Origin of the sequence: Aurantimicrobium sp. MWH-Uga1, from assembly GCF_003325955.1 — a bacterium.
In the GTDB taxonomy this organism is placed as follows: domain Bacteria; phylum Actinomycetota; class Actinomycetes; order Actinomycetales; family Microbacteriaceae; genus Aurantimicrobium.
The window spans coordinates 805,959-818,595 of record NZ_CP030929.1; the positions used below are offsets into that span (position 1 = coordinate 805,959).

Here is a 12,637-nt window from a genome sequence, read left to right on the forward strand (position 1 = left end):
GACTTACTTCACTGCAATGATCTCTCTGAGGAAGATTCCCGTGTGACTGCGCGTGTTTGCAGCTACCTCTTCTGGCGTTCCTTCAGCAATAATCTCGCCACCACCAGATCCACCCTCAGGGCCCAAATCGATGATCCAGTCTGCACTCTTGATGACATCGAGGTTGTGTTCGATGACTATCACGGTGTTCCCTTTGTCCACAAGAGAGTTCAGCACAAGGAGAAGTTTACGAACATCTTCAAAATGCAAACCAGTGGTGGGTTCGTCGAGAACGTAAATACTTCTTCCGTTACTACGTTTTTGCAGTTCTGTGGCTAATTTGACGCGTTGAGCCTCTCCACCTGAGAGCGTTGTTGCACTTTGACCCAAACGGACGTATCCCAAGCCGACATCTACGAGAGTCTGGAGATAGCGATGTATTGAAGAAATGGGCTCGAAGAACTCAGCTGCTTCTGCAATGGGCATATCGAGTACTTCAGAAATGTTTTTTCCTTTGTAACGTACTTGCAGCGTTTCACGGTTGTAACGTTTGCCGTGACAGACCTCACAATCGACATACACATCGGGAAGAAAATTCATCTCAATCTTGAGCGTGCCATCACCAGCACAGGCTTCACAGCGCCCCCCTTTGACGTTGAAGCTAAACCGTCCCTGTTGATAACCGCGGGTCTTTGACTCAGTTGTTTCTGCAAAAAGATTACGAATCTTGTCAAAAACGCCAGTGTATGTGGCTGGGTTTGAACGTGGGGTCCGACCAATAGGGTTCTGGTCCACGTGGATTACTTTGTCGAGATGTTCCAGACCAGTGACACGTGTGTGCTTGCCAGCAACGGTGCGAGCACCGTTGAGTTTATTCGCGAGCACCTTGTAGAGAATGTCATTGACGAGGGAAGATTTTCCAGAACCTGATACACCTGTTACTGCGGTAAGTGTTCCAAGCGGAAATGTTGCAGTGACATTCTTGAGATTGTTCGCCTTTGCACCAACTACTGTCAATGCACGATCCTTATTATGAGGCCTTCTGGTTTTAGGAATTTCTATCTGAACCCGTCCGGATACATAGTCCGACGTGATTGATTTGGTGTTCTTAAGTAGGGATTCGTAATCGCCAGAATGAACCACTTGCCCACCATTGACGCCTGCTCCTGGACCAATATCGACAATCCAGTCGGCGGTGTGAATTGTGTCCTCATCATGTTCGACAACTATGAGGGTATTACCTAGATCACGGAGCTTGATGAGAGTCTCTATCAATCGACGATTGTCTCTCTGATGCAGTCCGATAGAGGGTTCATCGAGGACATAAAGTACTCCAGTTAGACCAGACCCAATCTGTGTTGCCAGACGGATTCTTTGTGCCTCTCCCCCAGATAATGATCCGGCGGAACGGGAAAGATTGAGGTAGTTCAAACCAACTTCAATGAGAAAGTTCAAACGTGCACGTATTTCTCGGAGCACTTGAGCAGCGATCATCGCATCTCGGTCATTCAAGGTGAGCGAATCCATAAAGGCACGTGCCTCCGACAACGGAAGCTCAGTGAGGTCAGAGATAGACAACCCATTGATTTTGACTGCTAACACTTCAGGCTTCAACCTTTGGCCGTTGCATTCAAGACAGGGAACTTCACGCAAATATTCAGCCCATCGAGCACGTTGAATATCGGTTTCAGCTTGCAGGTATTGGCGTTCGATGTAGGGAACTACGCCTTCAAAGCCTGAACTGTATTGGACTTCGCGCCCATATCTGTTCTTCCACTTCACCCGTACGCTGAAGTTGTTGCCATTCATGACAGCTTCACGGATTTCTTCATCGAGTTCTTGCCAGGGAGTATTCAGCGAGAACTCTAAATCGTTTGCCAACCCCAACAGGAGTTTTTCATAGTACTGAAACAATCCCTTTCCTTGGGTCGCCCAGGGGATAATGACTCCTTCATTAATTGAGAGGTTTGGATCTCCCAGAAGTAGTTCTTCATCGACTGACATCTTTGTCCCCAGACCAGAACAAGCAGGACAAGCTCCAAAAGGGGAATTGAAGGAGAAAGTCCGAGGTTCAATCTCTGCAAGTTGGATGGGATGCGCATTGGGGCATGAGAGTTTCTCACTGAACGATTGCCACGCCGATTCTCCCTCTTGATCCACGAAGTTAATATCGACGGTTCCATTTGTCAGCTTGAGGGCTGTTTCCAAAGAGTCTGTTAGGCGGTTAAGAATGTCTGGACCGGAAACCAGACGGTCAATCACGACGGAAATATCGTGCTTGTAACTTTTCTTCAAGGCAGGTGCCTCGCTCAGCTGAATGACCTTACCGTCAACTATCACCCGAGAATAACCACTGGCAGTAAGTTCAGTGAACAGGTCAACGAATTCACCTTTTTTCTGCGACACGACTGGTGCAACAACCTGATATCTAGTGCCCTCTGGCAGATCCATTAATTGATCTGCAATCTGCTGCACAGTCTGAGATTGAATGATTTCGCCGCACTCAGGACAGTGCGGCACACCAATGCGTGCCCAGAGAAGGCGCATATAGTCATAAATTTCGGTAATGGTACCTACTGTTGAGCGAGGGTTCCGATTAGTGGACTTTTGATCGATTGAAACGGCAGGTGAAAGACCTTCGATGAAATCAACATCGGGACGGTCTACCTGGCCCAAAAACTGTCGTGCATAAGCAGATAATGACTCAACATAACGACGTTGTCCTTCGGCAAAAATGGTGTCGAAAGCTAAAGAAGATTTGCCAGAACCAGAAAGACCTGTGAATACAACTAAAGAATCACGAGGAATTTCGAGGTCAACGTTTTGAAGGTTGTGTACTCGAGCCCCCTTCACACTCAGATGAGAATGAGTAGTCATAGATTTAGGCATGGCCAGCTTCCTTCATGATTCGAAGCTCACGTTTGAGCTCTGAAAGTTCATCCCTTAAACGAGCTGCGAGTTCGAATTTAAGTTCAGCTGCAGCTATGAGCATTTGCTCATTGAGATCAAGAATGATGTTTTCTAATTCTTCGGCACCCTCAGAACCAATGAGACGAGTGTGTGAACTAGGTGCAGGAGTTGATGCGGTTCCCCGCTTAGATTTCTTTGTTGTCTCTGAAAGAAGCTCAGCTGTATCTGCTTCCTCACGCTGAAGCATTGCTGTAATGTCCGCAATCTTCTTCCTGAGAGGTTGTGGATCAATACCGTTAGCGTTGTTGTAGGCAATTTGTTTTTCACGTCGGCGCGTTGTCTCTTCAATCGCTTGCTGCATTGATTTAGTTACCACGTCTGCGTACATGTGGACTTCACCTGAGACGTTTCGTGCTGCACGACCAATTGTTTGAATTAGGGAGGTAGCTGATCTGAGGAAACCTTCTTTATCTGCATCCAAAATAGCTACAAGTGAAACCTCCGGGAGATCAAGTCCTTCTCGCAGTAAGTTGATTCCAACCAACACGTCAAAGACACCTTGACGGAGTTCTGTCAGAAGTTCAACGCGCCGAAGTGTGTCGACATCCGAGTGGAGGTAGCGGACACGCACACCTGCTTCTGTGAGGAAGTCTGTGAGTTCTTCAGCCATCTTTTTTGTCAACGTGGTCACCAACACACGCTCATCTTTAGCGGCACGAACTCGGATTTGTTCAAGAAGATCATCGATTTGACCACGGGAGGGTTTGATGACAATTTGCGGGTCGACTAGACCTGTAGGGCGAATGATTTGTTCGACAACACCGTCTGCAATCCCCAATTCATATTTGCCAGGTGTTGCTGAAAGATAAACAGTTTGCCCAACACGCTCTTTGAATTCGTCAAAACGAAGAGGCCTGTTATCAAGTGCTGATGGAAGACGAAATCCGTGTTCAACTAGAGTTCTTTTCCTTGACGCATCGCCTTCATGCATTGCACCAATTTGTGGAACTGTGACGTGTGACTCATCAATGACACAAAGAAAATCATCAGGAAAATAGTCCAAAAGACACTGAGGAGCCTCTCCTGGCTCTCGTACATCAATATGGCGTGAATAGTTTTCGATTCCGGAACAAAATCCAATCTGTTCCATCATTTCAAGATCAAAAGTAGTACGCATTCGCAGACGCTGAGCTTCAAGAAGCTTATTTTGCTTCTCGAGTTCAGCAACGCGATCTTCCATCTCTTCTCTGATGGTGATGATTGCCCGTTTCATAATGTCTTCACTGGCCACGTAGTGGGAAGCAGGAAAGACGGAAACCATGTCGAGCTTTTCTACGACATCGCCAGTCAACGGATGAAGACTGTAGAGAGCTTCAATCTCATCTCCGAACATTTCTATGCGAACAGCAAGTTCCTCGTACATAGGAATAATTTCGATGGTGTCACCACGAACCCTAAAATTACCTCGAGAGAAATCAATATCATTGCGTGCGTATTGCATTGAAACAAATTGGCGCAGGATCGCATCACGTTGAATCCGCTCACCGACCTGAAGAGTGATCATTGCTTCGAGGTATTCCTGAGGCGCACCCAGGCCATAAATGCAGGACACAGTTGAGACAACGACAACATCTCTGCGTGTCAATAATGAATTCGTAGTTGAGTGTCTCAGCCTTTCAACTTCAGCATTGATAGAACTATCTTTTTCGATGAATGTATCTGTCTGGGGAACATACGCTTCTGGCTGGTAGTAGTCGTAGTAGGACACAAAATATTCGACGGCGTTTTCAGGTAGTAGTTCACGGAACTCAGTGGCAAGCTGAGCTGCCAGAGTTTTGTTGTGAGCGAGTATCAATGTGGGACGTTGAACAGCTTCTACTAACCAGGCGGTCGTAGCAGATTTTCCAGTACCAGTTGCTCCCAGGAGCACGACATCGGTCTCACCTGCATTGATGCGGTTTGCTAATTCAGAAATCGCAGCAGGTTGGTCTCCACTCGGTGAATACTCACTTACGACCTTGAAAGGCTTCTCAGATCGTCTAGGTTCCACTCCCCTATTCTACTTTCGTTAGCTCCTGCCAGAGTGCGTCAACTTGATTGTATGTATGGAGTAGATCACCGCTTGTATCAATAACGTGATTGGCTAATCGAAGACGCTCTTCCTCGGTAGCTTGTGACTGAATTCGCGCAAGGGCTTCTGATTCAAGCATTCCACGGTGTTCCATCAACCTCTCAACGCGAACATGTTCAGGAGCTGAAGCGACGACGATGGCGTCGAAAGTGTAAGAGTTATCGCTCTCAACAAGTAACGGTACATCGTAGACAACAATCGAATCTTGTGGAGCTTGAGAAATCAAGAGGGCAGTTCTTTCACGAACAGCAGGATGAACAATTGCGTTCAGTTTTCTCAGCGCTTCAGCGTCGGTAAAGACAATATCCCCCAAGGCGCCTCTATTGAGACTTCCATCCTCAGTGAGAATATCAACGCCAAATAGTTTTACAAGTTGGGCAAGTGCCGTAGATCCAGGTTCAACGACTTCGCGGGCCACCTGATCGGCGTCGATGACATGAGCACCATGTTCTGCTAAACGGCGGGCAATAGTTGACTTTCCTGAACCTATACCGCCGGTGAGGCCAATGAGCTTCATATTTCCATGTTAACCACTTATGGGTGAGGCCATGTGGCCTCACCCATAAGTAGACACAACTATTAGTTGTTTGCGAGCTTTTCGCGAAGAGCCGCTAGAGACTCGTCATCGGCAAGAGTACCTGCGGATTCTGCTTCACTGGAAAATGATGTGCTTTCTACAGCTGGTGCAGGTGCGTCAGGAATGTTTGCCTCTGCTTCAAGGGTTGCCTTGACCTGAGTCTTGTGGAGTTCCCAGCGTGCCTGAGCTGCTGCGTAGTCCAGTTCCCACTTCTCGCGAGCGGCATCAAAGCCTTCACGCCATTCGTTGGTCTCTGGGTCGAAGCCTTCTGGGTACTTGTAGTTGCCGTTTTCGTCATACTCAGTGAGCATGCCGTAGAGGGCGGGATCAAACTCAGTACCTTCGGGGTCAACACCCTCGTTTGCCTGCTTGAGGCTGAGCGAGATGCGACGGCGTTCGAGATCGATGTCGATGACCTTGACAAAGACGTCGTCTCCAACAGAAACAACCTGCTCTGCGAGTTCGACATGCTTCCCAGAGAGTTCCGAGATGTGAACAAGGCCTTCGATACCGTCTGCGACGCGAACGAATGCACCAAATGGAACAAGCTTGGTGACTTTACCGGGAGCAACCTGACCGATTGCGTGGGTGCGGGCAAATACCTGCCATGGGTCTTCCTGAGTTGCCTTGAGCGAGAGCGATACACGCTCGCGGTCCATGTCAACCTCGAGAATTTCGACGGTAACTTCCTGGCCAACTTCAACAACTTCAGAAGCGTGCTCGATGTGCTTCCAAGAGAGCTCAGAAACGTGGACGAGACCGTCAACGCCACCGAGGTCAACGAATGCACCGAAGTTGACGATCGACGATACGACACCCTTGCGGATCTGACCCTTCTGAAGGTTAACCAGGAAGGTGCTGCGGCTTTCGGACTGTGTCTGCTCAAGGAGTGCACGGCGAGAAAGAACAACGTTGTTACGGTTCTTGTCCAGCTCAAGAATCTTGGCTTCGATGTCCTGTCCGAGATAAGGGGTCAGGTCGCGAACGCGACGAAGCTCGATGAGAGACGCAGGAAGGAATCCACGCAGACCGATGTCTACGATCAGACCACCCTTAACAACTTCGATAACAGAACCGGTAACGATGCCGTCTGCGTCCTTAATCTTTTCAACATCTCCCCATGCACGCTCGTACTGTGCGCGTTTCTTGGAGAGGATAAGACGACCTTCTTTGTCTTCCTTCTGAAGAACAAGTGCCTCTACAGTGTCGCCAACCTTGACGACCTCGGAAGGGTCAATGTCGTGCTTAATGGAAAGTTCGCGGGAAGGAATAACACCTTCGGTCTTGTAGCCAACGTCAAGGAGAACCTCGTCGCGATCTACCTTGACAACGGTTCCTTCAATGAGGTCACCATCGTTGAAAAACTTGAGTGTCTTTTCGACAGCGGCGAGGAAGTCCTCAGCAGAACCGATGTCGTTGATTGCAACCTGAGTGGCTGCTTTCTTTGCTACAAGCGTCATGTAAAACGTGCTCCAGTATTTATTTAATTCGGGCCTTGAGACACAGCAAGCTGATTCAATTGTCTTTTGGGCAGACGGATAGGGCGCACAAATGTGCAATCATTAGATTACTGGACTAGAGACTTCCGCGCAAACTCGCGGAAAGATGACTAGTGGGCTGCTGCGTTCCAATTGTGTCCAAGACCGATTTGAACGTCGAGGGGAACACTCAATTTGGCTGCGTGGGACATTCTGTCAACAACTATCTTTTCAACTTGTTCACGTTCAGATTCCACAATTTCTAGCACTAATTCATCATGAACTTGAAGCAGGAGTTGAGATTTCAGATTTAATGCTTCAAGATCTTGTTCAATTCCAATCATTGCAATCTTCATGATGTCTGCAGCTGTTCCCTGCATCGGTGCGTTGAGCGCGGCGCGTTCTGCGTTGTCGCGCAGTACACGATTGGGGCTTGTAAGATCAGGAAAAGGTCTTCTGCGCCCAAAAAGTGTTTGCGTGTAGCCCTGAGCTCGTGCTTCTTCTACAACGCTTCTGAGGTAATCACGCACTCCCCCGAATCGTTGGAAGTAATCCGCCATCAGTTTCTTGGCGGCACTGTTGTCAATACCTAGCTGCCTGGCTAAACCGAAGGCGCTGAGGCCATATGCCAGGCCGTAGCTCATTGCCTTGACCTGGCTCCTCATATCTGAAGTGACATCGGCTGGTCGTACGCCGAAAACTCTCGCGCCAACAAAGCGGTGTAAGTCTTCCCCTGAAATAAAGGCTTCGATGAGGCCCTCATCTTCAGAAAAATGCGCCATGATACGCATTTCGATTTGTGAATAGTCAGCCGTAAATAGAGTGTCGAAACCGTCTCCAACTTCAAACGCTTCGCGAATACGGCGACCGTCGGCGGTACGTATAGGAATATTTTGAAGATTGGGGTTCGCCGAAGAAAGTCGCCCAGTACTGGTTCCTGTTTGGCCATATGTGGTGTGAATACGTCCGTCTGGGCCAATTGCTTGGATTAGGGTTTCAACTATTTGTTTGAGCTTGGTGACATCACGATGTTCTAATAGCAAACCTAAGAATGGATGCGGGTTTGTAGCTTGAAGGTCGGCTAATGCAGTGGCATCGGTGGTGTATCCCGTTTTTGTAGCACGTGTTTTTGGCATGCCTAGCTGATCAAACAACACTTCTTGCAATTGTTTTGGTGACGCAAGGTTAACTTCGCGGCCAATAACTGCAAATGCCTCTTGTTTGGCTTTTTCAGCACGATCACCAAGTTCACGTGAAAGATTTTCCAGTTTTGCTTTGTTCACGGTAATGCCACGAAGTTCCATGGCTGCCAAAGTTGTCAACGTTGGAAGCTCAATCTCCAAAAACAATGCAAGTGTTGCCGCATCCATAACCGAACGAATAGCCTCATCGATTCGACGAATAAACCACGCTCGGCCCGCAACGTCTAGTGCTGAATCATCAGGAACAAGTTGATTTGGGTCAGGCTCGGGCAAAATTTCGTTGAGATATAACTTTGCTAAATCGCCAAGTTCTCGTTTTGAGGAATCTGGCCTCAAAACCCAATCGGCAATTTCTGTGTCGAAGCCAAGGCTCTCAAAAACGACCCCTGCTGCAAATAGCGTCTTGAGTTGTTCTTTAGCACCATGAAAAATCTTGGGAGTCGGTGATGCCAGCCAATCTATCAAGGGTTGAATATCAGCGAGCACTGGGGACCAAGGAACGAGAACAGTTTCATTCTCAGTGGCTAGACCGACTGAGGCAATTCCAGAGGCATACACCTCAACTTCAACAGCAATACCTTGTGGCGACGAATCTGATGCGCGGTGGAGCCATGCAGCAAGTTCTTCATCAAGTATCTGTTGGGAACGCGGAGGTATTGCATCGTTTATAGGCGACGAAGGAGTCACCGGAGAAAGAGCTGGTTGGCTGTTCTGAGATGGTGTAACTGGCGAAGCTTGACGTGGCGTACCGTCTGTTTCTCCAGCAAGAGTCAACACTCTTGTGAGTAAGGATTTGAATTCCAAGCGACCGAACACGTCTTTAACAGCTTCAACATCAAAGGGTTGACGTTCTAAATCTGCTGGACCAACTGGGAGGTCGACATCGCTAACAAGTCTGTTGAGCTTTCGATTTCTGATGGCGTTGTCTTTGTACTCTCTGAGACTTTCGCCGACTTTGCCACCAATCTCGTCTGCGCGCCGAAGAATTTCATCTAAAGAGCCATACTCGTTGATCCACTTAACCGCAGTCTTTTCGCCAACCTTGGGGACACCAGGCAAGTTATCGCTGGTTTCCCCGACCAGGGCAGCAATCTCTGGGTATTGGTGAGGTTGGATTCCATAGCGCTCAAACACTTTTGTAGCGTCATATCGTGTGAGTTCTGAAACCCCCTGCTTGGAGGGATAGAGCAAGGTGACGTTGTCATCAATGAGCTGAATAGTGTCACGATCGCCGGAGACGACAAGAACTTTATAGTTCTGAGCAGAACCTTGAGCAGCCAGAGTTGCCAAAATATCATCAGCTTCGAAGTCTTCTTTGGTGAGTGTTGTGATCCCCATTGCGTGAAGTGCGTCTTGAAGGAGTGGAACCTGACCAATAAATTCTGGTGGCGTTTCACCACGTGTTCCTTTGTATTCGGGGTATTCCCGGGTGCGAAAAGAGAATCGTGAGATGTCGAAAGCTACTGCTAAATGTGTTGGCTTCTCTTTGGCCAACAGATTAAGCATCATCGAAATGAAACCATGAATAGCGTTTGTGTGTTGACCGTCTGCGGTTTTGAAACTGTCTACTGGAAGAGCATAAAAGGCCCTAAAAGCGAGGGAATGACCATCTATAACCATCAAGGTAGGCTGAGCTGTATTCGACACGTGCCCAGCCTACACAGCGGGCAAGACCTATTCAGGAGGAAACCGGATGTCAGCTGAATACGTTCGTCCCCCCGTTCTCAACCTTGAACAGTTCAGAGGTTTCTCTGCAGGACCATTGTGGGAAAAAATGGATATTCAGCTTCACGAACTCTCTCCCGAATACGCCGTAGCCACAATGCCGGTTGCTGGTAATACACAATCCGTTGGAATACTTCATGGTGGTGCCTACGTGGTTATTGGAGAAGGTTTAGGTTCGATTTGCGCAAATATGTTTGCCGGCGAAGGGCGAGTAGCGGTAGGTATTGAAGTAAACGCAACTCATACAGGGAGTGCGCGTGAAGGCTATGTGATTGCGACCTGCCGGGCACTTCACTTGGGAAGAACCCTTACTACTCACGAAATTGTTTGCACTGATCAAGAAGGCCGCAGGTTATCGACTGTCCGATTGACCAACTTCATCAAAGATAAAAAGTAACTACTTCGTTTTTTTGTTGTCGGACCCAAGTTGCTCAACGATAGTGATGGCAACGTCTTTCATTGTCAGTCGACGGTCCATTGAGGCCTTTTGAATCCAGCGAAAAGCTTCTGGTTCTGTAAGTCCCATTTTTTCGTTGAGAATTCCCTTTGCAATATCCACAATTTTGCGCGTTTCAAAGCGCTCAGATAGATCTGCTACTTCGTTTTCTAGAGCAACTATTTGCGCCCAACGAGAGAGTGCAATTTCTACAGCAGGAAGGAGATCGTTGGGAGTGAATGGCTTGACGACATAGGCTAATGCCCCAGCTTCTGTTGCACGCTCTACGAGTTCTTTCTGGCTAAATGCCGTCAGCAGCACAACGGGAGCAATGTGTTCTTTGTTGAGCTGATCTGCAGCTGAAATACCGTCCAACTTAGGCATTTTCACATCCATGACGACCAAATCTGGACGGAGTTCCTTTGCTAGCGCTACTGCAGCTTCGCCATCCCCTGCTTCGCCGACCACATCAAACCCGTTATCTCGAAGTGTTTCGACAATATCCATACGGATAAGTGACTCATCTTCTGCAACAACAACTCGACGTTTCGTGGGAGTTTGGATTTCTTGGTCAGCCATGACTCAAGCCTAGGATATTCTTATAGATGTTAAGAGCCGAATTGGCGGAATGGCAGACGCGGAGCACTCAAAATGCTTTGTCTTCGGACGTGTGGGTTCAAGTCCCACATTCGGCACAAACAAGAAAAGCCCCTCATATGAGGGGCTTTTCTGATGTGTTCTAGAGGTTTTCGTATGCGGGAGCTGCTGCGTTACGCGCATCTCCAACTTTGTGAACACGAAGGTCGTTTGTAGAGCCTGCGATTCCGGGAGGGGATCCCGCAATAACGACGACCTTGTCACCGGCTTCAGCCAGCCCTTCACCGAGAAGGAGGTCATCAACCTGACCGAACATCTGGTCTGTGTGAGTTACTGCATCCACCAAGTAAGACTTGACGCCCCACGTCAGAGCCATGCGGCGACGAATGTGTTCATGAGGGGTAAGAACAATCATGGGGATGTCTGAACGAAGACGAGCCATACGACGAGCTGAATCACCAGACTCGGTAAATACACATAGATACTTCGCATCAACGAATTCAGCAACTTCCTTTGCTGCCAAGGTAATCGCTCCACCCTGGGTGCGAGGCTTGGTGCCAAGCTCAGGAATACGCTCAATACCGTGGTCTTCAGTTGACTCGATGATGCGAGCCATGGTGGCAACAGTAATCGTGGGAAATTCACCAACACTAGTTTCGCCAGAGAGCATGACAGCGTCAGTTCCATCCAGCACAGCATTTGCACAGTCAGAAGCTTCAGCACGTGTCGGACGTGGGCTAGAAATCATGGATTCGAGCACCTGAGTTGCCACGATGACGGGCTTTGCCCAACGACGAGCGAGTTCAACGGCACGCTTCTGGACGATGGGAACTGCTTCCAGAGGAAGCTCAACACCAAGGTCACCACGAGCTACCATGATGGCGTCAAAAGCATCAACAATTTCTTCTAAGTTATCGACAGCCTGAGGCTTTTCAACCTTGGCAATAACAGGAAGGCGAACGCCTTCCTCGTCCATGATTTCGTGAACACGTTTGATGTCAGCAGCATCACGAACAAAGCTCAACGCGATGAAATCCGCGCCCAAGCGAAGACCCCAACGAAGGTCTGCTTCGTCCTTGTCAGAAAGAGCAGGAACGTTCACAGCAACACCGGGAAGGTTGATTCCCTTGTTGTTGGAAACAGGTCCAGGAACCTCAACAACAGTGGTCACTACGGTTCCATCGGTCTCCAGAACGCGGAGGGTGACTTTACCGTCATCAATGAGGAGAGGATCACCAGGCTTGACGTCCTGAGGGAGACCCTTAAACGTGGTGGAGCTGATTTCTTTGTTACCAACGATGTCTTCAATGGTTATCTTGAAGATGTCGCCTTCAGCAAGATCGTAGGGACCACCTTCGAACTTGCCAAGACGAATCTTGGGACCCTGGAGATCAACCAGGACAGCTACGGGCTTGCCTACATCTGCAGCGGCCTTGCGAACGTTGCGGTAAACCTCTTCGTGAACATCGTAGGAACCATGCGAGAGGTTCATACGTGCCACGTCAACACCAGCTTCGATGATTGACTTCAGGCTTTCATAGCTAGAAGTTGCTGGACCTAAGGTCGCAACGATTTTGGCGCGTCTCATGAAATGTCTCTTTC

The 12,637-nt window shown here is 48.6% G+C and carries 8 protein-coding genes and 1 tRNA gene; 2 read left to right on the top strand and 7 right to left on the bottom strand.

The window, feature by feature from the left end:
* Positions 1–3: 3 nt before the first annotated feature.
* The 5 genes from uvrA to polA all read right to left on the bottom strand — a co-directional run bounded on the left by uvrA (position 4) and on the right by polA (position 9,924).
* Positions 4–2,856 (bottom strand): excinuclease ABC subunit UvrA, encoded by a 2,853-nt coding sequence (gene uvrA / locus AURUGA1_RS04040; protein ID WP_205214631.1) that lies wholly within the window; start codon positions 2,854–2,856, stop codon positions 4–6.
* 4 nt (positions 2,857–2,860) lie between these two features.
* Entirely contained in the window at positions 2,861–4,939 is a 2,079-nt protein-coding gene (gene uvrB, locus AURUGA1_RS04045; RefSeq protein ID WP_114128983.1) for an excinuclease ABC subunit UvrB, read from the bottom strand.
* Between the two features lie 4 nt (positions 4,940–4,943).
* Positions 4,944–5,537, bottom strand: a complete 594-nt coding sequence (gene coaE, locus AURUGA1_RS04050) for a dephospho-CoA kinase (RefSeq protein WP_114128984.1) — start codon at positions 5,535–5,537, stop codon at positions 4,944–4,946.
* A gap of 62 nt (positions 5,538–5,599) precedes the next feature.
* Positions 5,600–7,057 (bottom strand): 30S ribosomal protein S1, encoded by a 1,458-nt coding sequence (gene rpsA, locus AURUGA1_RS04055; RefSeq protein ID WP_114128985.1) that lies wholly within the window; start codon positions 7,055–7,057, stop codon positions 5,600–5,602.
* A 149-nt stretch (positions 7,058–7,206) separates the two neighbouring features.
* Positions 7,207–9,924, bottom strand: a complete 2,718-nt coding sequence (gene polA / locus AURUGA1_RS04060; RefSeq protein ID WP_114128986.1) for a DNA polymerase I — start codon at positions 9,922–9,924, stop codon at positions 7,207–7,209.
* A 127-nt stretch (positions 9,925–10,051) separates the two neighbouring features.
* Here polA and AURUGA1_RS04065 point away from each other — a divergent pair, with 127 nt between their 5' ends.
* Positions 10,052–10,399 carry a PaaI family thioesterase gene (locus AURUGA1_RS04065; protein WP_240187407.1) on the top strand — a complete coding sequence of 116 codons (348 nt, stop codon included), beginning with the start codon at positions 10,052–10,054 and terminating at the stop codon, positions 10,397–10,399.
* On the opposite strand, the gene AURUGA1_RS04070 is transcribed toward AURUGA1_RS04065, so the two are convergent.
* Positions 10,400–11,017, bottom strand: a complete 618-nt coding sequence (locus AURUGA1_RS04070) for an ANTAR domain-containing response regulator (RefSeq protein ID WP_114128988.1) — start codon at positions 11,015–11,017, stop codon at positions 10,400–10,402. It lies immediately after the preceding gene.
* A gap of 35 nt (positions 11,018–11,052) precedes the next feature.
* On the opposite strand from AURUGA1_RS04070, the gene AURUGA1_RS04075 reads away from it, so the two are divergent.
* Positions 11,053–11,133: transfer RNA gene (locus AURUGA1_RS04075), tRNA-Leu, on the top strand.
* Between the two features lie 44 nt (positions 11,134–11,177).
* On the opposite strand, the gene pyk is transcribed toward AURUGA1_RS04075, so the two are convergent.
* A complete protein-coding gene (gene pyk, locus AURUGA1_RS04080; protein ID WP_114128989.1) occupies positions 11,178–12,623 on the bottom strand; it encodes a pyruvate kinase in 1,446 nt (481 codons plus the stop codon).
* Positions 12,624–12,637: the final 14 nt, after the last annotated feature.

Coding starts and splice junctions, on each gene's coding strand:
- uvrA (WP_205214631.1), bottom strand. CDS start 2,856: ATGACTACTCATTCTCATCTGAGTGTGAAGGGGGCTCGAGTACACAAC.
- coaE (WP_114128984.1), bottom strand. CDS start 5,537: ATGAAGCTCATTGGCCTCACCGGCGGTATAGGTTCAGGAAAGTCAACT.
- rpsA (WP_114128985.1), bottom strand. CDS start 7,057: ATGACGCTTGTAGCAAAGAAAGCAGCCACTCAGGTTGCAATCAACGAC.
- AURUGA1_RS04065 (WP_240187407.1), top strand. CDS start 10,052: ATGGATATTCAGCTTCACGAACTCTCTCCCGAATACGCCGTAGCCACA.
- AURUGA1_RS04070 (WP_114128988.1), bottom strand. CDS start 11,017: ATGGCTGACCAAGAAATCCAAACTCCCACGAAACGTCGAGTTGTTGTT.
- pyk (WP_114128989.1), bottom strand. CDS start 12,623: ATGAGACGCGCCAAAATCGTTGCGACCTTAGGTCCAGCAACTTCTAGC.